This window comes from Bradyrhizobium sp. MI1.3 (assembly GCF_055811695.1).
This window is the reverse complement of record NZ_JBVVPQ010000001.1, coordinates 84515-104668: the sequence shown is the minus strand read 5'-3', so window position 1 is coordinate 104668 and position 20154 is coordinate 84515. Positions and strand designations below refer to the sequence as shown.

23 protein-coding genes are annotated in these 20154 nt (G+C 61.2%); 12 read left to right on the top strand and 11 right to left on the bottom strand.

Annotated features, from left to right (window positions below; all coding sequences use genetic code 11):
* Positions 1-3 precede the first annotated feature (3 nt).
* Complete coding sequence (locus tag AC0L3A_RS00475) at positions 4-1545, bottom strand: ABC transporter substrate-binding protein (protein WP_473253330.1); 1542 nt, start codon at positions 1543-1545, stop codon at positions 4-6.
* A gap of 318 nt (positions 1546-1863) precedes the next feature.
* Between AC0L3A_RS00475 and AC0L3A_RS00470 the strand changes: the two genes are divergently transcribed.
* Positions 1864-2742, top strand: a complete 879-nt coding sequence (locus AC0L3A_RS00470; RefSeq protein WP_311985924.1) for a MurR/RpiR family transcriptional regulator — start codon at positions 1864-1866, stop codon at positions 2740-2742.
* Between the two features lie 147 nt (positions 2743-2889).
* Here AC0L3A_RS00470 and AC0L3A_RS00465 read toward each other — a convergent pair whose 3' ends face one another.
* From AC0L3A_RS00465 to AC0L3A_RS00445, 5 genes are all read right to left on the bottom strand, one after another.
* A complete protein-coding gene (locus AC0L3A_RS00465; protein ID WP_473253329.1) occupies positions 2890-3165 on the bottom strand; it encodes a hypothetical protein in 276 nt (91 codons plus the stop codon).
* A 165-nt stretch (positions 3166-3330) separates the two neighbouring features.
* Positions 3331-3504 (bottom strand): hypothetical protein, encoded by a 174-nt coding sequence (locus AC0L3A_RS00460; RefSeq protein WP_007592998.1) that lies wholly within the window; start codon positions 3502-3504, stop codon positions 3331-3333.
* A gap of 91 nt (positions 3505-3595) precedes the next feature.
* The gene (locus AC0L3A_RS00455; protein ID WP_007592996.1) at positions 3596-3928 is read right to left on the bottom strand and encodes a hypothetical protein; all 333 of its coding nucleotides are present in this window, start codon (positions 3926-3928) and stop codon (positions 3596-3598) included.
* Between the two features lie 281 nt (positions 3929-4209).
* Complete coding sequence (locus tag AC0L3A_RS00450) at positions 4210-4500, bottom strand: hypothetical protein (protein ID WP_354171374.1); 291 nt, start codon at positions 4498-4500, stop codon at positions 4210-4212.
* Positions 4501-4599: 99 nt separating this feature from the next.
* Positions 4600-4908, bottom strand: a complete 309-nt coding sequence (locus AC0L3A_RS00445) for a hypothetical protein (protein WP_473253328.1) — start codon at positions 4906-4908, stop codon at positions 4600-4602.
* Here AC0L3A_RS00445 and AC0L3A_RS00440 point away from each other — a divergent pair.
* From AC0L3A_RS00440 to AC0L3A_RS00430, 3 genes are all read left to right on the top strand, one after another.
* Entirely contained in the window at positions 4901-5335 is a 435-nt protein-coding gene (locus AC0L3A_RS00440; RefSeq protein WP_473253327.1) for a hypothetical protein, read from the top strand. The two genes, AC0L3A_RS00445 and AC0L3A_RS00440, sit on opposite strands and share 8 nt — an antisense overlap.
* Before the next feature lie 448 nt (positions 5336-5783).
* Positions 5784-6059, top strand: coding sequence for a hypothetical protein (locus AC0L3A_RS00435; protein WP_007592990.1), 276 nt, complete (start codon positions 5784-5786; stop codon positions 6057-6059).
* A gap of 172 nt (positions 6060-6231) precedes the next feature.
* On the top strand, positions 6232-6987 hold the full coding sequence (locus AC0L3A_RS00430) for an outer membrane protein (protein WP_007592988.1): 756 nt from the start codon (positions 6232-6234) through the stop codon (positions 6985-6987).
* A gap of 315 nt (positions 6988-7302) precedes the next feature.
* Here the strand turns inward: AC0L3A_RS00430 and AC0L3A_RS00425 are convergent, their stop codons facing one another.
* The gene (locus AC0L3A_RS00425) at positions 7303-7740 is read right to left on the bottom strand and encodes a hypothetical protein (RefSeq protein ID WP_245285885.1); all 438 of its coding nucleotides are present in this window, start codon (positions 7738-7740) and stop codon (positions 7303-7305) included.
* Between the two features lie 359 nt (positions 7741-8099).
* Here AC0L3A_RS00425 and AC0L3A_RS00420 point away from each other — a divergent pair, with 359 nt between their 5' ends.
* The 4 genes from AC0L3A_RS00420 to AC0L3A_RS00405 all read left to right on the top strand — a co-directional run bounded on the left by AC0L3A_RS00420 (position 8100) and on the right by AC0L3A_RS00405 (position 12073).
* Positions 8100-8945 (top strand): HD domain-containing protein, encoded by an 846-nt coding sequence (locus AC0L3A_RS00420; RefSeq protein WP_219684394.1) that lies wholly within the window; start codon positions 8100-8102, stop codon positions 8943-8945.
* 83 nt (positions 8946-9028) lie between these two features.
* Positions 9029-10144, top strand: a complete 1116-nt coding sequence (locus tag AC0L3A_RS00415) for an AI-2E family transporter (protein ID WP_007592983.1) — start codon at positions 9029-9031, stop codon at positions 10142-10144.
* A 155-nt stretch (positions 10145-10299) separates the two neighbouring features.
* Positions 10300-11508: an acetate/propionate family kinase gene (locus AC0L3A_RS00410; protein ID WP_473253326.1), complete on the top strand. Its 1209-nt coding sequence runs from the start codon at positions 10300-10302 to the stop codon at positions 11506-11508.
* Positions 11509-11614: 106 nt separating this feature from the next.
* Complete coding sequence (locus tag AC0L3A_RS00405; protein WP_354127603.1) at positions 11615-12073, top strand: potassium channel family protein; 459 nt, start codon at positions 11615-11617, stop codon at positions 12071-12073.
* On the opposite strand, the gene AC0L3A_RS00400 is transcribed toward AC0L3A_RS00405, so the two are convergent.
* Positions 12051-12734, bottom strand: a complete 684-nt coding sequence (locus tag AC0L3A_RS00400; RefSeq protein WP_007592978.1) for a helix-turn-helix domain-containing protein — start codon at positions 12732-12734, stop codon at positions 12051-12053. The two genes, AC0L3A_RS00405 and AC0L3A_RS00400, sit on opposite strands and share 23 nt — an antisense overlap.
* Before the next feature lie 318 nt (positions 12735-13052).
* On the opposite strand from AC0L3A_RS00400, the gene AC0L3A_RS00395 reads away from it, so the two are divergent.
* On the top strand, positions 13053-13676 hold the full coding sequence (locus AC0L3A_RS00395; RefSeq protein ID WP_473253325.1) for a response regulator transcription factor: 624 nt from the start codon (positions 13053-13055) through the stop codon (positions 13674-13676).
* 197 nt (positions 13677-13873) lie between these two features.
* Positions 13874-14248 (top strand): response regulator, encoded by a 375-nt coding sequence (locus tag AC0L3A_RS00390; RefSeq protein WP_007592975.1) that lies wholly within the window; start codon positions 13874-13876, stop codon positions 14246-14248.
* Positions 14249-14260: 12 nt separating this feature from the next.
* Here AC0L3A_RS00390 and AC0L3A_RS00385 read toward each other — a convergent pair whose 3' ends face one another.
* From AC0L3A_RS00385 to aspT, 3 genes are read right to left on the bottom strand one after another with little or no spacing between them, the layout of a single operon-like run.
* Positions 14261-14872 carry an invasion associated locus B family protein gene (locus AC0L3A_RS00385; protein WP_007592974.1) on the bottom strand — a complete coding sequence of 204 codons (612 nt, stop codon included), beginning with the start codon at positions 14870-14872 and terminating at the stop codon, positions 14261-14263.
* Positions 14873-14899: 27 nt separating this feature from the next.
* On the bottom strand, positions 14900-15742 hold the full coding sequence (locus AC0L3A_RS00380; protein WP_473253412.1) for an alpha/beta hydrolase family protein: 843 nt from the start codon (positions 15740-15742) through the stop codon (positions 14900-14902).
* A 56-nt stretch (positions 15743-15798) separates the two neighbouring features.
* Positions 15799-17487 (bottom strand): aspartate-alanine antiporter, encoded by a 1689-nt coding sequence (gene aspT / locus AC0L3A_RS00375; protein ID WP_007592970.1) that lies wholly within the window; start codon positions 17485-17487, stop codon positions 15799-15801.
* A 133-nt stretch (positions 17488-17620) separates the two neighbouring features.
* Between aspT and AC0L3A_RS00370 the strand changes: the two genes are divergently transcribed.
* The gene (locus AC0L3A_RS00370; protein WP_007592969.1) at positions 17621-18286 is read left to right on the top strand and encodes a YoaK family protein; all 666 of its coding nucleotides are present in this window, start codon (positions 17621-17623) and stop codon (positions 18284-18286) included.
* Positions 18286-19992, top strand: a complete 1707-nt coding sequence (locus AC0L3A_RS00365) for a SulP family inorganic anion transporter (protein WP_473253323.1) — start codon at positions 18286-18288, stop codon at positions 19990-19992. Before AC0L3A_RS00370 ends, AC0L3A_RS00365 begins: the two co-directional genes overlap by 1 nt.
* Positions 19993-20154 lie beyond the last annotated feature (162 nt).

Genomic DNA, 20154 nt, shown 5'->3' with positions numbered 1-20154 from the left:
TCCTTATTTCGTCGACACATTCCAGAACACGGGACCGTTGGGGTTGAGCCCCTTGAGCTTGGGAGACGCAATGTCATAGGTGTAGGCATCGCCTACTTTCATCACCGGTACCTGCTCATAGATCAGCGACTGGATCTTGTCCCATGTCGACTTGCGCGCGGCTGGATCGGTCGTGTTGATCAACTCTGCCCGAAGCGAGCCGATCTCGGGGCTGTCCCACCAGCCGGGATAGCTCGCATTCAGGAACGTGAGCAGCAGCGGGTCGGGCGCGAAGGAATGGTGGGTGACGAAGATGTCCCACTGTTCCGGCTGGCCGCGCATCTTCAGAAGGGTCGCCCAATCGACGACCATCATCTGAACATTGATGCCGGCGTCGGCCAGCTGGCGGGTGAAGACAGAGGCTTCATCATAGTGTGCCTGGTAGTTCGTCGAGACCAGCAGGCGGATCGGCGTCCCCGTGTAGTCCGCCTCCTTTGCGAGCTCCTTGGCCTTCTTCGGATCGTGCGCACTGTAATTGGAGGCGCCTTCGGTCGAGTACCAGGGTGTGCCGTTTGGAAAGATCGATCCTTCGGCATTCCACAGGTCCTTGGGACCGAAGGCGACGCGCAATGCCTGCGACTTGTCCAGCGCGGTCTGGATGGCGCGGCGGAGCTTGTAATTGTCCTTCAGGATTCCCTGCTTCGAGTTCATGAAGAAAAGGCCGAAGATCGGCGCGTTGGTACGCTGCACCTGAACCGATGGATCTTTGCTCAGGGACTCGTACAGATCGCCGGAGATCATTTCCGCGTAGTCGTAGTCGCCCGCCTGCACGCCGCTCACGCGCGTGCCGACGTCAGGCACCGGAATGAACCGGATCTTGTCGAAGCTCGCAACGCGGGCGCCGGCGAAGCCGTCCCCCTTTTCCTTGACTGGCTTGTAGCCCTCGAACCTCTCCACCTCGACATAGCGGTTCGGCCGCCACTCCACGAACTTGTAGGGTCCGGTGCCGATATAGTCCTTTTGCTCGATCGGCCGGTTTCCCGCTTTGGCGGCTATGTCTTCCGGATAGATCGCAAGGCCGCCATTGACGTCCGCAATGAGAGCCTTCCAGGCGCCGTTCGGCGCGGACAATTTCAGCGTGACTTCATACTTTCCGGTCGCCTCGACCGAGGTAGCCGCCGCCATCAGGAGCTTGCCACGCGCACCGAAACTGCCCCATCGCGTCATCGAGGCGACCACGTCCTTGGCGGTCATCTCCTTGCCGTTGTGGAAGAGGACACCTTCGCGGAGCTTGATGACGATGGTCCGACTGCCGTCTTCCGTGCGATCGCTCTCGGCCAGCATCGGACGCGGCGTATAGGTCGAGTCCAGGGCATACAGGGTCTCGAAGATGTGGCGGCCGATGACCGATGCGACGTCGGCTGTCGTCAGCATGACATCGAGCGGCGGCGGTTCTCCGATGGTGGCTTCGCGGAGCAGGGTGGCGGCATTGGCCTGCGCAATCAAAAACGACGCAGTGGCCAGCCCCATGACGCCACGCATCAAGACACTTGGACCGTATCTCATGATCGCCCTCCCGCCTTGTTGAACCGCCTGCTTCCCGGTGCAGGGGATGTGCCTTTCAGCTGTTGGGCTGATGGCACGCTATTGGTTGTTCGAAAGTTACATACACAATTTGACAATTATCAAGCGGAAAATGCTGTTCTTGATGGGGCATGCCGATATACGTTTGGTCGATGCTGAAGGTTTCTTACGGCAGCTTCTTGCCAAGGGCGCAGGTTGATCTGACCTGGGGAAGGGCGGGCAATGGCGCGTGCAAAGCGAAATCATCCGGCGAGAGCCGTTGGTACAGCGATCTCGAAGCCGTCGGGCGACGACAATGTCGTGGCCGGCGACATCATCTCCCTCATCAGGCAAAGCGCTCCAAGCCTCAGCCCCTCGGAGCAACGCGTTGCCACGGTGCTGCTGGCCGATATGGAGTTTGCCGTTCACGCCAGCAATTCCGAGTTGGCCCGTCGGGCGCGCGTCAGCGAGCCGACGGTAACCCGGTTCAGCCGCTCCGTCGGTTGTCGGGGCGTCCGCGACCTCAAGGTGAGGCTGGCTCAAGCAATGGCGGTCGGGCGGATTTACGTTGAGCTTCCCCCGCATGTCGGGACCGATCTGGCGCGCCCCGCGCTCTGGCGGTCGGTGTTTCAGGAAATTCGCCGTGCAATTGCCGCCGCCGAGGAAGGACTTCGCAAGGAAGACATCGAGAGGGCTGCCGAAGCTATCTCGCGCTGTTCGAAGCTTGCCGCGTTCGGGGTTGGGGGCGGTTCCACTCTTGCGGCGGCGGAGGTTCAGAACCGGTTCTTTCGTCTTGGGGTTGCCGTCTCGCATGCCTCCGATCCGAGCTTGATGCGGATGATCGCCGCGACCCTCGGACGGGATGATGTCGTCGTTGCCATCTCGACCACCGGTGCAGCGAACGCGGTGATCGAGGCAGCCAGTATCGCCAAGCAATACGGCGCCTTGGTCGTCGCAATTACCAAGCCGCAAAGCAGGCTGGCCTCGATCGCCGATATTGCGCTCGGCGTGCACGTGCCGGAAGCGCCCGACGCGCTCAAGCCGACGGCGTCGCGCTATGCATTTCTCGCCACCATCGATCTGCTCGCAGCGTCAACCGCCTATTGCAAGCCGCTCGAAGCCCAGGCACGCATGCGGCGGATCAAATACGAGTTGCTGAAGGGAAGCGACGGGGACGCCAAAGGGCCGCTGGGAGACTGAAAAATCTCCCAGTGGCCCGACGAGGATTTGTTCGGTGCATCGCCGCTCGCATGTGGCAACGTCCATCGCGCTCCGAAACCTGAACAGTACATGCTGCAGAAAAATCGTCCGGCAGGATACGATGTTCAGAGCCGGCTACGACGGCTATCAGCGGCAGACGTAGCTGCCATTGACCAGAACGCGGACACATCCCGTACCGACAGCGGCTGCACCAACTGCTGCGCCGCCGACGACCGCGCGCCTGGTAGTGCGCCGTGCTACGCCGGCGACTGATACGGGCGTCAAGGGCCGCCCGACCCGTGCTTCAGCCCGGCCGAGCGAGAGCGAAAGGCCTTCGTCCACCGACCAGTCCATCGAGCCGGACACTCCGAGGGCGACCACGGCAACTGCGAGTGATAATTTTGTGACCAAACCACGCTTCATAATGGTCTCCGCCTGTGAGAGTGAATTTGGACGCTCCATGGACTGGGGCTCGGACCATTGATCAAGATCAAGGAACCGTCGAAATCGTAAGCTGGTAACCGAAGGCGAACCACCAGAACGATTCAGTCGGGTTCGGGTACATGCGTCACCCTTTTCGCCTCTTTTTTACTTCTGTATGCAGAGCGGCCTCAGTGTCTCGTCGCTGCTGCGCGCTTTCGCGTATTCCATCAGCGCCGTCCGGGCTGCTTCGCAACGCTCTGCGCTTGAAAATTCTTGTGTCGATATGACGGCGCCATTCGCGACGCCGAGCCAGCTGATGACGACCAGAACATAGGTCAAGGTATCCTCCCCCTCAGCCGTCGATCTCCTGAGCTCAGATTAGCGCGACAGGCGGCTTAATGGGCGCCGCCCATCGCGCCATCATCAAGCTCTATTGGCACACGTACATGATGCCATCGCCGCCCTTCACCAACGAGCCTGGGACGCAACCGATGCCGTTGCGCGCCGCATAGTCGGTCCAGCCGCTATAGCCATAGCTCCACGGTCCGCCGAAGTAATAGGCTCGCACGGCGTACCAGGGCAGACCCTCGTTAGTGTAGTAGTGTCCGCGATAATAGGGAGTGACGTACAACCTCGTCGCCGCTTGCGCCTTGTCGAGCCCCAGCGAAACTCCGCCTTGATCGGTCCAGCCGATGGACAGCGTCGTGCCGCATACGAGCGCGGCGACGGCAACGGCAATCTTCCTTGCGCTTATCGACTTCATGGACGTTCTCCAAAAATGAACTTCAACGCCACCACACCAACGCAGCACCAGGGCTGCGGCTTGCTTTAGATCAAGGGATTCAACAAATCGCATCTGCTTCGTCTTCGATTTTACCGGGTCAAGTTCAGATCGAGTTAAGGGAATCTGGATGACGACGCTTTGACGTCCGACGAGTGCAGCCCGCCGAGTCGCATCGGAAAGCATGCTGTCACGTGGTGCACCGGCTCTCTCCATACTTGAGCCATGTATGCAATCGTGCGAACGCTTCTCTCTGGAATGCGTCAGGCAGTCGGTGACAAGCTCCGAGGCGGCATGACGCGTTTGGATCTACTCTTCATCATTTCTGCCGTTTGGTTCGCAGGCTCGTGTTGCGCCGCGACCAATTTGTTGAAGGCGAAGAATAACCGGGCGGTGATGCCGCCTTTCAATTGGTGCTCATCAGGAAGCATCTCGGCGGCCAGCCGTGACCAGCTTCTTGCCTCGGCCATCCAGACCGTTTGGTTTGCCGGATCCTGGCTTGCAAGCTGCCGGCAAAGTGCTGCGCGCGAACTCAGCTCGAATTGACTCATCATCGGCCCTCCCTGCCAGAAGCTCGATGTACACGGTGAGAATTCTGCGTTGCGTGCCACACCTCTGCAATTGCCCTTCCGGTCATTGTACCAAGGGGCAGGTCACAGCCACTGACCAAGCCGTGCGATACTATGCGAGGCCGTGTTGCGATAGTTCAATTCGTTGATCTGGCTCAAGCGAAGCCGCGTTCGGACGCGGTGAATATTCGCCTGCTGCAGCGTGCGTGCGCTTGCCGACGAAGCGCCGCCATGCCTCAGCAAGTGCTTCACCAGGGGCGCGCCGCGGCAGAAGCGGCGGCTCGATTTAGGCAGCCATGCCATGCAGGTTGCATTGCTTCGCCAATTCTGCCGCCGTGGCCCGTTGCTTGCCCGGCGAAGATCTGCGGCGGCAATGGCGCCGACAATGCCCATCTCACGATATCTGCTCTATGTCGGCAGTACGTTGCTCGCGATGCTCTTTGTTGTGGACGCACTGGTGCCGGATCGGCCCGCCATCCACGGTGGAGCTGCGCGCTCCGCGACCATCCGCATCCATTCCGATTGGAAATTACCCGAGCGGGTCGTTCTCGACACTAGCCTGCCGACGATTGTCGCAACCGACATCGCCAGGGTCGAGCTTGGTATCCTGCCCGGCGCCGACGTCTCACAGAGGCACGCTCGCGAGGCCTTTGCTCAGCTAGGAGCCCCCGATGCCGAACGACCACCAGCGCGTCCGTCGACAAAGGCTGATGTGAAGCCGCAGCGCCAAAACAAAAGTGCGAGGAGGCACATCGAAAAAAATATCCGGCTCGTCGCGCGGCCGCCGCAATACGGCTGGTTCGGCAACCAGGTTTGGTGAGCGTCTCCTATCGTCGCATCTTCGGAGTGGGGCGCCCGCCATTGATACTATCAACGAGTGCACGTCGAGGCATTGCCCAATCAAACGTCCTTGAAGATCGGGAGTAACTGACATGAGTGAAACGTCGAGGTCTGAGCGAATCGATCGTCGCCGGGCTCTTTCGTTGCTCGGATGGGCCGCGGTACTCGGATTGGCGACCTCCGGAACGTTCCTGTTCGGAGCAGAAGCGCCGGCGCAGACGATCGGCATGGAGCGACGCCAGGAGAGGCGCGGAGCCCGCCACGAGCGGCGTCAGGAACGGCGCGCGGGCCGGACTGAACGCCGTCAGGAAAGGCGTACAGGGCGCACGGAGCGCCGTGAAGAGCGGCGCAATTAGGACGCCGACATGACCTCACCGATTATCGTTCGCCGGCAGATGTCTGCTTGATCGCGATCCGGAAGCTGGCGGATGCCGCAGACCTGGTACGTAACATTCGAGGTGCACAAGCGTGGGACCTTGCCGAAGCGGCGAAGTCCACGGGAGACACGCACATTCGAGAGCGAAGCCGAGGCGCGGGCTTTCGCGCGAGCGAAGTTCAATGAGGGATTGATCGTGTTTGCAGGCACGCTCAATCCCTTTTTGCCGCGACGGCTGATTCCCTCGAGCGATATCCCGTCCTGGATAGAGCAAGACCGAGGCGACGAGGTTGCCGGCCACGATGCCAAGCGCGACCCGGAGAAATAGGCAGCATGTCTTGGTGCTCATGCCGATGTCGCGTCGAAATGTCTTGAGTGTTGCCATTATGGCACGTGGAGTTTGTGGCGTCGCCCGTAGAGTTTCAGCTGGAAGTTGGGGGATGATTGCAGTGCAACAAGCCGCCGATCGGGCAATCAAAAGCGGCCGGCAAGGAGAGAGCATGATGAAAAGACTTCTACTAGCAACCGTTGGTCTGGTGGCGCTGTGCACGGCGGGGACCGCCATGGCTGCCGATATGGCCGTAAAGGCGCCTCCACCGGCACCGATCATTCCGATCTACAATTGGACGGGGTTCTACATCGGCGGCAATGGTGGCTGGGCGCAGAACCACAACTGCGTCGATTTCCTTGACGCGGCTGGAGTCGCCGTCGCCTCTGGCTGCCGCGATCGTTCCGGTGGTGTCATCGGTGGCCAGCTCGGTTATCGCTGGCAGGCCAGCCAGTGGGTGTTTGGTCTGGAGGCTCAGGGCGATTGGGCGGATCTCAGCAACCAGCGCGTCAGCCTGTTCAATCCGGCGCTCTCCACGCGCGCCAAAACGAGCGCCATCGGCCTCTTCACCGGCCAGATCGGCTACGCCTGGAATGCGTCACTGTTCTACGTGAAGGGTGGCGCTGCGGTAACAGACAATCGTCTCAGCGTGCTTGATACTGCGTCCGGCGCCGAGCTCGCGGCGCAAAGCGCAACCCGCTGGGGTGGTGTCATTGGTGTCGGATACGAGTATGGCTTCACCCCGAACTGGTCGGTGGGGCTCGAATACGACCATCTGTTCATGGGGCATCGGAATAATTCGTTCACGGCCGCCGATCCGCGCCTTGCCGCTTTTGTAAACGACCGGATCACCCAGGACGTGGATATGCTCACCGTGCGCTTCAACTACCGCTTCGGAGGGGCCAACCCGGTCGTCGCGAGGTACTGAACTCTCCCGGTCTGATGTCTTCAGGGGGCCGGCAGTCATGTCGGCCCTCATTTTTGTGGTCTCATCGTGCAAGCCAGTCAGCGTCTGCCGGCGCGATCGACCGGACCGCCGCGGTTGGTCGGAGTGCCGGACCGCACTGCTTCTCGTGCGGCAGCGCGCGCGACGGGACGCACTCCCAAGACGACGCCCGGTCTTGCGACGCAATGCGCGGGCTAGTCCACATATTGGCAATATACGGCCGCGTTGGCGCTTTCAGGACTCGCGAAGACGAGCCCGGGCACCAAGAGCGCGTGCTCAGGAAAATCCGGGGCAGATCTACCAGCCGGAATAGTAGCTCCGCCTCGCATAGTAGCCGCCATAACCGCCATAGCTACCGTAGGCGCTGTAGGCACTGGGCGGACAATATTCATAGCCGTATCCTCCGCCGTAAGAGGAGTATCCGCCGCCGTAGGAAGGATATGCACCATAGTAGCCGGAGCTTGCGATCGCGCCACCCACGACAGCGCCCGCAACCACCGCACCGGCGCCCCAGCCACGGTAGCCTCGATATCCGTAACCTCTGTAGCCATATCCGGCGCCGCGATAGCCCAAACCACGATAGCCCAATCCCGCTCCGCGGTAGCCTCCGCCCCATCCGCCGCGATAACCCCAGCCTCCGTAGCGCACTTTCACCACGTCATTATCGAGCGTGGCTCTCATGGCGCCGACGTTGGTCGGCAAGGGCGCTGCTTCGCTTCCGGCTACAGAAATCATGGTGGTCGCGACAGTAAGAATTGCTGGAAATGCTCCTTTGATGAACCTCATCATATCCTCCACTGGTTTAAATCTCGACTGACCGGCGAGAGAAGAATTCCGTCACGCCGGCGGCACGACCGCGCACATGAAATGTTTGCGGTCGTTACCGGCTTGGCCTTGATTTGAATCAACGAGCGAGCTTGGAGGCCGTGAGCGGCTCCGGCCGGTCACGGGCCCGCTTGCCCGAGGCGCGGCACCAGATGGGTCGTCCTTAGGTCGCAGAGCGCGGCGGGCTTGAAGAACCTGCGAATATAGCGAACATTAATCGCAACGGCTCGATCTGCATATCGTCGACACTTGCATAGTGGAGCGGCCTGATGATCACAGTTCCGGAACTGGTGTCGCAAGCTCTGGGCGCGTTTCTGACGACGGAAACCAAGGACCGGTTCGGCGCCTCGCATGCCGGCCTGACCGAATTGCTTCCATTTGCAGCCAAGCTCACGATGGAGTGCATCGGCAACAGCGATGCTCTCTATCACAACATCGAGCATACGTTGCTCGTGACCCTTGCCGGGCACGATATCCTGACAGGCCGCGCGCTGCTCCGGCCCACCACGGCAAACGACTATGCGAATTTCATTCTGGCGTGCCTTGCCCACGACATCGGATACGTCCGCGGCGTCGTTCAGGGCGATGAGGACGATCTGTTCATCGCGGACGTCACCGGCAACACGGTTCGTCTGCCGCGAGGATCGTCCGATGCGGCTCTCGCGCCATACCATGTCGATCGGTCGAAACTGTTCGTGCTGGAACGGTTGGATTCCGTCGAGCAGGTGGATGCCGATCGGGTCGCTCGGGCGATCGAATATACCCGGTTTCCTTACACGATGTCTTCGAATGACAGCCTCATTGAAGAGGAGGGATTGCTGTTGCGGGCCGCCGATCTCATCGGTCAGCTCGGCGATCCCAACTATCTGAAGAAGTCCAACGCGCTGTTCTACGAGTTCGAGGAGATCGGACTCAACAAGACCTTGGGCTACGCGACGCCAGCGGACATCGTTTACAAATATCCACAATTCTATTGGAGTAACGTAGCTCCCCAGATCCAACCGGCGATACGTTATCTCAACGTGACGTCTCGAGGCCGGCAATGGATAGCGAGTCTCTACGGCAACGTATTTCGGGCCGAGCGTGAGCTGACTCTCTCCGGACCGCAGCCCTAGACCGGACCACAGCCCTAGAAGAGGCTCGACGCTTGATCTGGATCAAGCGTGCGGCGTGAGAGCAGGGGCTAGTTCGCTTCAGCATGCGCGGCATGACTGAAGGCGCGTCCGTGAAAACACTCCGTCAGATATTCTCTGGAGACGAGATCATCCAGCTTTTGATCCGGCTCGGATTGCTCGGGCTGCTGCTCGTCTGGGCGCTCCTCCTGGTCCGTCCATTCATCCCCATATTGGCCTGGAGTGTCGTGCTTGCTGCTGCGCTGAACCCGGTTTTTCGGCGCCTCAGCGACATTCTCGGTGGGCGGCCGAAGCTTGCGGCGACGATTCTCACGCTCGTCAACCTGGCTGTGGTGATCGGACCGGCGACCTGGCTGGGCATGGGCGCGGTCGACGGGATCACCGATCTTGCCGCCCAGGTGACGGCCGGTGAATTGCATGTGCCTTCGCCGCCGCAGTCGCTCAAGGAGTGGCCAGTCATCGGGCCTCAGCTCTTCGATCTCTGGGATCAGGCGACGACCAACCTCCGGTCGCTCTTGCGCGCGGTCGTGCCCTATTTGAAGCCATTCGCGACCACCTTGCTTGGGTTTGCCGGCAATGCCGGTGTGGGAACGGTCAAGTTTCTGCTGTCGGTGGCGGTGGCCGGCGTGTTGTTTCCGTATGGACCTCAGCTCGTGGCCGCAGGGCGCAGCTTTCTGTCGCGCATCGTGCCGGACCAAAGCGAGCATTTTCTGGACTTGGCGGGAGCCACGATCCGTGCGGTGGCTCAAGGCGTGATCGGCGTTGCTATCATCCAAGCCTTGCTGGCGGGAATAGGTTTCAAGCTCGCCGGCATCGCCAGCGCGGGCCTTCTTGCCTTCGTGGTGCTGTTGCTGTCGATCGTGCAGATCGGCGGGACCATCGTCATCCTGCCGGTTATCATCTGGATCTGGACCGACAAGGAATTTCCGATCGCGCTCCTGCTGACGGTGTTTCTCGTGATCGTGTCGGTGCTCGACAATATCCTGAAACCGCTTGTCATGGGCCGCGGCCTGACCACGCCGGCGCTCGTGATCCTGATCGGGGTGATCGGAGGAACCCTCTTCCATGGGATCATCGGCCTCTTCATCGGACCTATCATTCTATCTGTGGTCTGGGAGCTGACGGTGGCCTGGATTCGTACCGAACGTGCTGTGCCGGCGAAACTGGCGATCGAGCGTTGACGCATATCAATTCGACTGAGCCTTTCAGGCAAAGCGATACGACAACGAGGTCGGAACGTGGTGGTGGAAATATCTGGCCCGCCTGGTCCCCTTGCTGTGGCCGCCGGTATTGATGCAGGACTTCGGCATGCTCCAACGAGTGCGACGTGAGCGCCATGGATACCATTCTTGTCATCAATGCCGGCTCTTCCCACCTCAGATTCCGTATTTATTCGGTCGAAGGAGAAGGAAGCCTACGGCAGCAGATCAAGGGGCGGATCGACGGGATCGGACGTTGCCCGCGACTGCAGGCGAGCAGCGCCGGTGGCGATCCGCTTGCCAATCGCGCGTATCCGATCGAAGCAGTGCGGGATATTCCGGCCGCACTGAACATTGCAGGCGCCTGGTTGCGGGATGAGCTTCATATCAGCCCCATCGCTGTCGGGCACCGCGTCGTTCACGGCGGTGCGGAGCATGACCGGCCGGTCCTGATTGATCAGGGGATGCTGGCTCGCCTGGAAGGACTGACGGCGTTGGCGCCGCTTCATCTACCGCACAATCTGGCGCCCATTCGAGCGATCCTGGCTGACTTCCCGACGCTTCCGCAGGTCGCCTGCTTCGAGACCGCATTTCATCGAACACATGCTGCGGTGGCCGACCACGACGCGATCCCTCGTGGGCTTCATGCAGAGGGCGTACCGCGCTATGGATTTCATGGCCTTTCCTACGAATACATCGCGAAGACCTTGCTGAGGGTTGCGCCGGAAATCGCGATGGGACGCGTGATCGTCGCGCATCTCGAGAGCGGGGCATCAATGTGCGCGCTCGATGGAGGGCGGAGCGTCGAAAGCACCATGGGCTTCACCGCGATTGACGAACTGCCGATGGAAGCGCGACCAGGGCAGATCGACGCGGGAGTTGTGCTTTATCTCATCTCGGAGAAGGGAATGGCAGCGTCCAGAGTGCAGGACCTTCTCCACGGAGATTGCGGGCTGAACGGCCTCTCGGGCCTCAGCTGCGATATGCGTCAGCTCGAGGCAAGTAAAGACGTCAACGCGAAATTTGCGATCGACTATTTCGTTCACTGGGTCAGCCTTAACGCGGGTATGCTCGCAGCTGCGTTGCAGGGGCTCGATGCGTTCGTCTTCACCGCCGGGATCGGCGAAAGCTCCGCGTCGATCCGTTTGCGCGTGGCGGAGCGGCTCGCATGGCTCGGTGTCAAGCTTGATGTGGCGCAGAACGCGCGGCAATCGCAGTTGATATCGTCTGCCGCGAGCCGCATTCCGGTTTACGTCTTGCCGTCCGACGTGGATCTTATGATCGCGAGACACACGTTGGCGCTGCTAATGAACAGCAGCTCGACAGCATCAAAGGGGGCGTCGTGATCGGTTCCCCTTGATCGGGGTTGCGGTCAAGCGTCAACGGGGTCCCGTGGTCGGCGCTTGCGGGATCATCGGACGGCTTCTTCGATGTCGGCACCAGGAGTGCGTATTGGCGGTTCAATTCCTGCTCGGTACCTTGATCAGCGTGATCAACATCATGATTCACGCGCTGGTGACCGTTGCGGCCATCGACATCGCCCGTACCGCCGGATTGAAGCATACGGCGCGGCCCCGGTCGCACCTGATGGCCGTGATGGTCATCACTGCTGTCATTTTGATGGTCGCGCACGTCGTCGAGGTTCTCATTTGGGCGCTCGCCTATGCGGCGGTCGGCGCGGCGCCTCCGGGAAGCGATCTGCTATATTTCACCTTCGTGAACTACACCACGCTCGGCTATGGGGACATCACGCCCGTGGCGGGCTGGCGGCTGACCGGACCTATGACCGCCATGAACGGCATTCTGATGTTTGGTTGGTCGACCGCGGTTCTTTTCGAGGTCCTGCGCAAGACGGTTGAACATCTCGCGGCAATTGCGGCGCCTAAGTCTAGTTCTGGAGATCGAGGCTAGCGAGCTTCAGCCGGTCCAGCAGCACGATCTGGCGCTGGGTATTTCCGACGAAGCCGAGGATACCGAGTTCATGCAACCGCGATAATGCGCGGGAGACGGTTTCCAGCGTTAATCCGAGATAGTCGGCGATATCGCGCCGCGACATCGGCAGCGCCATGATCCCGGCGGCTGTCAGCCGCTTGTCCATCTCGATCAAGAAGGCTGCGACCCGCTCCAGCGACGTCTTGCGGCCGAGCAGCAGCATGTGGTCTTCCGCATGCTGAAGGTTGGTCGTGGTCATGCTCAGCAGGTTGCGAGCCACCACGGCGTCGTCCTGCGCGACCAGCTCGAGACTTTGGCGCCTCACCAGGCGAACGGTGGTATCGACGATCGCTTCCGTCGTGAACCTGTGCGCACTGCCGTTTTCCAGCCCGAAGATATCGCCCGCAAGATGAAATGCGCCGATCTGGCGGCGGCCGTCCGACAGCAGCTTGTAGCTCCGCACAGCGCCGTTCTTCACCTGATAGACGTACTCTGCGGGCTCCTTTTCGCCGTAGACTTCGGAGCCCTTCTTATAGGTAAACTCGTTTAAACTGATGATCGGGTTTGAATCGGTGTTTAACCCTAGCTCGCGGAGCGAATGAAGCCGCGAGGAGGCGTCGGCAGCGGTGCGAACGAACATGGCCAACTCCCGAACTGATGGTGACGCGGTATTTCCATCGCGGGAATAAGGAGCCGCCGAAAATCCGCTTCCCGCGAAGGTTGTTTAGGCGATAATTGGGGTTTTCAACCATTGTCTGTAGGTGCATTGTACCAAGGTACAGGAGGGGTTCGATGCGCTGACTGAGAACCCGTCAGAGTGTCTGTCAGATGGTGCGGCAATATGCCGAAAACGGACGCTTCGTTCCCGATTGCAGCATCCTAATTGGGCTGCTTTGCTTAGGCATCAACGGCACGTCTGGTCTTTCTGCATTTGAAGTACCCATCGAGGGGAAAAAACTTGTCCGGCTTCGTATATGTCGTGGACGACGACGCATCCTTTCGGATGGCGATTCAGCGTCGGCTCAAACTGGCTGGGTATGAAGTTGTGACCTACGCGTCTGCCCAGCAGTTGCTGGATGATCCGCCAGGGGCCGACCATCCGGGATGTATCTTGCTCGATGTGCAGCTTCCGGGCCTGAGCGGGCCGGAGTTGCAAGCCTCGCTCGTCCAATGCCATTCGCCGCTGCCCATCGTCTTTCTGACCGGACATGTGGATACCGCGACGACGGTCCGTGCAATCAAGGCCGGCGCAGAGGATTTTCTGACCAAGCCGGTGTCGTCGGAACAGTTGATCGATGCGATTGAGCGGGCAATGGCTCAACAGGAGGTGGCGCGGAGCCAACAAAGCAAGCTCGATTCGGTACGTTCTCGCTTGAGGTCTCTATCGCGACGCGAGCGACAGGTCTTCGACCTGATCGTGCGCGGGAAGATCAACAAGCAGATCGCCTACGAGCTTGGAACGACCGAACGCACGGTGAAGGCGCACCGCCACCAAGTGATGACAAAGATGCAGGTACTATCGTTTGCCGAATTGGTGTCCGCTGCCGAGCGGCTCGGCCTGCTGGATTCGGCAAAGGTGTGACGCAGGCCGGTTTTCGTGCGCTTCGTCAGGTCTGCGATCAGACCTGTACGATGGGACAATATGAAATGTTATTGACATAATTCGCCCTGGGCCGCCTACATACCGGCGTCGTTAGCCGTCGGATTAGCGCAGGAACCTTTGCCGCGTAGCGTCGTTGCGACGCGAGTGCCAGGTTTCCAATCAGAAAGACGGGCCCATTGTTTGCACGTAAGCCGATTTACGTCGTGGATGATGATTTATCGATGCGCCGAAGCTTGGAGCGGTTGCTTCGAAAGCATGGGTTTGAAGCGGTTGCTTTTGATTCCGCCGCTGCGCTGCTTCGTTATGGCTGCATCGAAGAGGCGTGCTGCATCGTTCTGGATATCAATCTGAACGGAGAGTCGGGTATCTCACTCCGCGGCAGGCTCGCGAGCGAGTGTGCCAGTGTCCCGATCATCTATATTACCGGCAACGACTGCCAGGCAAATCAGGCTGCCGCGATTCAGTCCGGGTGCGCCGCCTATCTGGCCAAGCCCTTTGCAGCAAGCGCACTCATCGACTCCATTGAACGCGCCTGCGCCGAGCATGGCTGAAGCCGCCGCTGCTCACTCGTCGATGTCCTGCTCCAGAGTCTGTGCGGGCGCGCCGTTATGAGCCGAGCCGAACTGTGCCAGCGGCAACGATGTCGTCAGAGACAGAAGGTTGGAATCGGTGACCTCGAGCACCAGAGTCTTGCCGGCTTCCATGTCCTCGATGAACCTGGGATCGGCGGCGTCTGCGGCGATACAGGTATTGGTCAGGCACCAGGTGTAGGGCAACGATCTGGAAGTTCCCTGATCGACGGTCAGCTTGGCAGGCCGTTGCAGATACATCCCGACGGGGACAAACACTTGCAGCCGGGCAGTGCGGTCGCCGTCGCGCTCGATCAGGTCCACGCGCACCGCCATCTGGCCCGTTGCAAACTTGCCGGTGATCGAGGTCCGGCACAGCATCGGCGCACCGCCGGGCTTGACGCAAAGCTTCCGCCAGTCGCTATAGGTGATGTCCTTGGCTTCGCGCTGTCCGCGAGGCGCGATTTCGGCGGACTTTGCCTCTGGAGCCGGCTTGGGCGCGACTGCATTCTGCGCCGAAGCTGGTCCGGCAAGAGCCGCCGCGAACAATATCGACACGCAGACGAGCGCACGCCCAGACGAAAGCACTGAAGTTGTGTCAATCATGTTCTGCCTCCACGTCAGCCTCTGCGGCTATTTCTGCGCGTCAAGAAATCGTTCGACGAGCGGTGACCACATCGGGATCGTGTCGGGCGAGCCGATGAAGAAATGTCCTTCGCTGCCGAAGGGCGGCATCAGATGATATTCGGCCCTGCCGCCGGCCGCGGTGAAGGCCTCATGCATGCGCTTCGATAGGGCAGGGCCGAAGAACGTGTCGTTCTCGATATAGAACCACAGCATTGGCACCCGCGACGTCCGGCCGAAATCGGCGGTCGCTTCGACCAGCTTGTCCGGTGCGCAATTGTTATTGGGTTTGCCATCGACGCGGCCGCCGCGTCCTGCGGCGAAGGTGATGATCGCCTTGACCTGCGGAGGGTTTGCGCTCGAGAGCGCAATGGAAGCCCAGCCGCCTGCGGACTGTCCGATGACGATCACGTCCTTCGGCAGAACGCGCTTCTCGGCCACCATGTAGTCGATGATCCAGAGATCGACTTGTGCCACCGCACGCGCGGCGTCGTGGAAGTTCGGATTGGTGCAGCTTCCGACCTTGGAGAAGAAGGGCCCGTAAAGACCGTGCTCGGGAATATCGATGGCGGCCGCGCCGTAGCCGGTTCCGACCGGCGCTACGACGAAATAGCCGCGGCTGGCGAACCACTTCGCGGCATTGCGGAATTCAACCAGCGGGAAAAAGCTTCGGTCGACCGCTTTGAGCGAGACGCCATGGTTCATGATCGCCAGCGGGAAGGGGCCATCGCCGACCGGCCGCACCACATAGGCAAACATCGGCAGCGGAAGCGGCAGGGCCCAGACCTCTTCCTGGATCCGAACATTGTCGTCGGCGCGCACAGGGGCAAGAAAGCAGGCCAGGATGCTCAGTGCTCCCGCCAGGTAGGTCACTGTTGAAGCATGCCGCAAATTCACGTGCGCCTCCTTCAACCGGCGAAAGTGCTGGCCACGATGATCGGTCCAAGCACGGTCAGCACAACGTTGCCGACCGCGTAGGGCACAGCGACCCCAAGCACCGGCGTTTGGCTTTCTGCAACTTCGCAGGCCCCGGTCACCGCGGCGTCGACAGTCATGGCGCCGGCCAGCGCGCCGCAAATGATGACCGGGTTCATGCGGAGCACGCGATGGGCAAACAGGGTCGTCACGATCAGCGGCACCAGCGTAACGACCAGGCCCATGCCCACCAGCAGCATGCCGTGCGACTGGATTGCGACCCAGGCCGCGTGGCCGTTGCCGAGCCCGATCGCGGCGATAAAGCCGCCGAGCCCGAGGTCGCTCAGCGTTTGCTGCGCGGCGGGCGGCATTGCACCCATCGTCGGCCGGCGCGAGCGCAGCCAGCCGCAGAAAAGTCCCGCTATCAAGGCACCGCCGCCGCCGCCCAGAGTCAGAGGCACTGAACCGATCTTGACGCTCGCGAGGCCGGCGAGCAGACCTATGGCAATGCCTGCGGCAAGGAATGCGATGTCGGTGCGGTCTTCGGAGCTCAGGATCTGTCCAACCTGCGAGGCGGCGCGCTCGATGTTGCGGGTGCTGCCGACCAGCGTCATGACATCACCGACATAGACGCGGGTGTCCGCGCTCAACGGGACCTCGCGTCCCATCCGCGTCAGGGTGCGCAGGAACACGCCGCGCGCGGCGTCGCCGACGCGTTCAGCCATGTCCTTGACGGAGCGGCCATGGAGCTTGCGATTGTCGACGAGGACGTCGACCACGTTGCCTGGAAGAGCCTTCAGGATCTCGTCGGCGTCGATTTCTGTGCCAACAATCGGCTTTGCAGCGACGATGGCGGCGGTGCGGCCTGCGATAACGATGTCGTCGTTCGCTTCAAGAACGGTGTCGCGATGCGGTTCGACGTCAGCGCCCTGGCGCACGATCCGCTCGATCACGCTGCGGCTGCCGATCTGGTCTTCGACGGCGCCGACGGTCCGTCCCGCCGCTGCCGACACCCGGTACGCGCGCGCCTGGAACTTTCGATAATGCAGATTTTCGGTCTGCGGCGGGTTGCCACCCGACAGCTCCGCCTCGAGCTTTGCAGCTTCCGCTTTCAAATCGATCCGCATCAATTTCGGCGCGACGAACGGCACGTACAGGAGCGTGAGGATATAGCCGAGCACGTAGGTGACGGCGTAGCCGGCCGCGATATTGGCGTCCTGCTGCTGCAGCAACTCTTTGGGGAGTCCGAGCTGAGCTAGTGCGCCAGATGCGGTGCCGATGACCGACGACTGTGTCAGGGCTCCCGCAGCAAGACCGGAAGCGGTGCCGGGACCGAGCGCGAACACATGGGCAAATACGAGAACGATGACGAGGCCGGTGCCGCCAAGCACGAGTGCGAGCGCAACCTGCGCCAGGGTCCGGATGCTCAACGAGGCAAAGAACTCGGGTCCGGACCGGTAGCCGATCGTGAACACGAACAGGCTGAAGAGGATGACCCTGAGCAAGGACGGAAACGTGAAGGTGCCAAGCTGCCCGATCAGGACGGCAACGATGAGCGTGCAGGCCGTGGTGCCGATCGAAAAACCGCGGATTCTGACGCGGCCAAGAATGGTGCCCAGCGCAACCGACAGCAGCAGGAAAATTTCCGGAGCGGCGGAGATGATCCATCTGACCGTGCTCATGGCGCATGCCCTCCAGCGATTTGTGCTAAATCTGGTTCGTCAAACCGGGCGATGCTTGATTCAGATCAACCCCTGCCGGGGGTTAACCCGCTCCGTGTTGAGCCGCAGGATTTGACGTGGGGACCTGAGCACGATGGATACCGCCGTTGCTTCGTCGATACGCCGCGACGAAACGGCGCCGATTGCGCTGCTGCTTGCCTTCGCCGGCGGCTATATCGACGCCTATACGTGGATCATCCACGGCGTGATGGCCAATGCCCAGACCGCAAACCTTGTGCTGTTGTGGGTTTATGGCTCGATCGGAAATTGGACGAAGGCGCTGCACTTCGTCCCGCCGATCCTTGCATTCGCCGCCGGTATTCTGGTCGCTGCATGGCTGCGCCGGGCGACCGGAGGGCGCGCCAGCGCGATCGGTACACTGATCGAAATCCTGCTGCTGGTCACCATCGCCATCCTGCACAATCGCCTGCCGGATCTCGCGGGAACGCTTGGCATTTCCTTCGTCGCCGCCGTACAGAGCGCGGTCTTCACGAGGGTCGAGGGCGCGCTCTACAGCTCCGTCATGATCACGGGCAACATGCGGCAGGCGATTGAAGGGCTGTTCGCTGCGGCCTCCGGCAATGGGACGCTCCGTCCCCCCGGCATTTTCGCCACCTTATGCGTCGCCTTTGGTCTAGGGGCGGCTGTGGGCGCCTTCGCGACCAAGCAAATCCCGAATCTGGCGCTCGGTCTTCCCGTGATCGCACTGCTGGTCGTGCTGTTGCTCTGCGAAGTCTCAAGCGAGGAGGGCAGGCTCTGATGTCTTCCGGGCGGAAATGGCGCTGGATCTTCCTGTTTCCGCCCGCAACCTGGTTGGCGCGGTATCACCGCGCCTGGCTGCGTTCGGACGCCATCGCCGGCATCACGCTCGCGGCCTACGCCATTCCGGTGTCGCTGGCCTATGCCACGCTGGCGGGCCTGCCGCCCCAAATCGGCATCTACGGCTACATGCTCGGCGGCGTCGGCTATGCGCTGCTGGGGTCGTCGCGCCAGCTTGCAATCGGTCCGACCTCGGCGATCTCGCTGATGATTGCGGCGACCGTCGGGACGCTGGCCGGCGGAGACGCGGCGAAATACGCCGAGATCGCGAGCCTAGCCGCCTGTGCGGTAGCGCTGCTTTGTCTGATCGCGTGGCTGTTCAAGCTCAGCGTTCTCGTCCGCCTGGTGAGCGACAGTATCCTGGTCGGTTTCAAGGCCGGTGCGGGACTCACCATCATGATGAGCCAGTTGCCGAGCCTGTTCGGCGTCGCCGGAGGCGGTCACAATTTCTTCGATCGCGCCATCAAGCTCGCCGGCCAGCTCGGCGGCGTCAATTGGCTGGTTCTGGCGATCGGAGCCATCGTGCTCTTGTTCCTGCTGGTGGGAGAGCGGCGGCTGCCGGGAAGGCCGGTCGGGCTCACGATCATGGCGCTATCGATCATGCTGGCGACACTGCTTGGCTTTCCGTCGCTTGGCGTGCCGGTGACCGGCAAAATTCCGGAGGGATTGCCGGCGTTTGGATTACCCAGCTTTGGTCTATTGGAGCCCGACGAGCTCTTCCCGCTGGCCGCGGGATGCGTGCTGCTGGCCTATATCGAAGGCGTCTCCGCCGCACGCAGCTTTGCTGCCAAGCACGGCTATGCCCTCGATGTCCGGCAGGAGCTTTTGGGGCTCGGCGCGGCGAACCTCGTCACCGCCTTCGGCCACGGCTATCCCGTGGCCGGCGGGCTGTCGCAGTCTGCGGTCAACGACAATGCCGGGGCGCGCACGCCGTTGGCCCTGGTGATCTGCTCGGCGGCGCTTGCGCTGTGCCTGCTGTTCTTCACGGGGCTTTTGACGAACCTGCCCAAGGCGGTCCTGGCGGCGATCGTTTTTGCCGCCGTCTACAGGCTGGTGGACATCCGCGCGCTGTTGCGAATGTGGCAAGTCAGCCGCATCGACTTTTATGCCGCGGCGATTGCCCTCCTGTCAGTGTTGCTCCTGGGCATCCTGCAGGGCGTCTTGCTGGCGGCCGTCGCGTCGATCTTCCTGCTCCTGGCGCGAGCCTCGCGTCCGAATGTTGCTTTCCTCGGCCGGCTGCCCGGTACCGGCCGCTATTCCGACAATGCGAGGCACGAGGGCGTCGAGCCATTGGTCGGCATCATCGCGTTTCGACCCGAAGCCTCGCTGCTCTACATCAATGCCGAAACGATCCTGGAGACAGTGTTAGGCACCTTGCCGCTGTCGGCCGGCGTCAAGCTCGTTGTCTGTGATCTGTCGGCCGCGCCCTACATCGATCTGGCCGGCGCGCGCATGCTGCACGATCTCTATGACGAACTCGCCTCCCGGAATATCACCTTCCGCATCGTCGGCGCGCACGCACAATTACGCGATCTGCTGCGGGCTGAAGGCTTGGCGGAAAAGACCGACAGCAGGACGTGGCTTCGTTCGGTTGACAGCGTACTCGGGAAAACCATGACCGGGCAATCATCTGATCCCAATCCATAAGATACGCGCGACCTATGGGCGGGCCGGCTCTGACGCGATCTCACCATCATCCTCAATCGGTCACGCGGTAGCGCCTTGGACGATGTCCGCATCGCAAATTGTTCCGGGCCTCTTCAAGGCGCTCGACCCTTGACTTGGATCAATGGGCCGAGGGGAGCGGGC

Bases quoted from the DNA above. Each gene is read 5' to 3' on its own strand.
- AC0L3A_RS00475 (WP_473253330.1), bottom strand. From the start codon at position 1,545: ATGAGATACGGTCCAAGTGTCTTGATGCGTGGCGTCATGGGGCTGGCC.
- AC0L3A_RS00465 (WP_473253329.1), bottom strand. From the start codon at position 3,165: ATGAAGCGTGGTTTGGTCACAAAATTATCACTCGCAGTTGCCGTGGTC.
- AC0L3A_RS00455 (WP_007592996.1), bottom strand. From the start codon at position 3,928: ATGAAGTCGATAAGCGCAAGGAAGATTGCCGTTGCCGTCGCCGCGCTC.
- AC0L3A_RS00450 (WP_354171374.1), bottom strand. From the start codon at position 4,500: ATGATGAGTCAATTCGAGCTGAGTTCGCGCGCAGCACTTTGCCGGCAG.
- AC0L3A_RS00440 (WP_473253327.1), top strand. From the start codon at position 4,901: ATGCCCATCTCACGATATCTGCTCTATGTCGGCAGTACGTTGCTCGCG.
- AC0L3A_RS00445 (WP_473253328.1), bottom strand. From the start codon at position 4,908: ATGGGCATTGTCGGCGCCATTGCCGCCGCAGATCTTCGCCGGGCAAGC.
- AC0L3A_RS00435 (WP_007592990.1), top strand. From the start codon at position 5,784: ATGCCGCAGACCTGGTACGTAACATTCGAGGTGCACAAGCGTGGGACC.
- AC0L3A_RS00430 (WP_007592988.1), top strand. From the start codon at position 6,232: ATGATGAAAAGACTTCTACTAGCAACCGTTGGTCTGGTGGCGCTGTGC.
- AC0L3A_RS00425 (WP_245285885.1), bottom strand. From the start codon at position 7,740: ATGATTTCTGTAGCCGGAAGCGAAGCAGCGCCCTTGCCGACCAACGTC.
- AC0L3A_RS00420 (WP_219684394.1), top strand. From the start codon at position 8,100: ATGATCACAGTTCCGGAACTGGTGTCGCAAGCTCTGGGCGCGTTTCTG.
- AC0L3A_RS00415 (WP_007592983.1), top strand. From the start codon at position 9,029: ATGCGCGGCATGACTGAAGGCGCGTCCGTGAAAACACTCCGTCAGATA.
- AC0L3A_RS00410 (WP_473253326.1), top strand. From the start codon at position 10,300: ATGGATACCATTCTTGTCATCAATGCCGGCTCTTCCCACCTCAGATTC.
- AC0L3A_RS00400 (WP_007592978.1), bottom strand. From the start codon at position 12,734: ATGTTCGTTCGCACCGCTGCCGACGCCTCCTCGCGGCTTCATTCGCTC.
- AC0L3A_RS00385 (WP_007592974.1), bottom strand. From the start codon at position 14,872: ATGATTGACACAACTTCAGTGCTTTCGTCTGGGCGTGCGCTCGTCTGC.
- aspT (WP_007592970.1), bottom strand. From the start codon at position 17,487: ATGAGCACGGTCAGATGGATCATCTCCGCCGCTCCGGAAATTTTCCTG.
- AC0L3A_RS00370 (WP_007592969.1), top strand. From the start codon at position 17,621: ATGGATACCGCCGTTGCTTCGTCGATACGCCGCGACGAAACGGCGCCG.
- AC0L3A_RS00365 (WP_473253323.1), top strand. From the start codon at position 18,286: ATGTCTTCCGGGCGGAAATGGCGCTGGATCTTCCTGTTTCCGCCCGCA.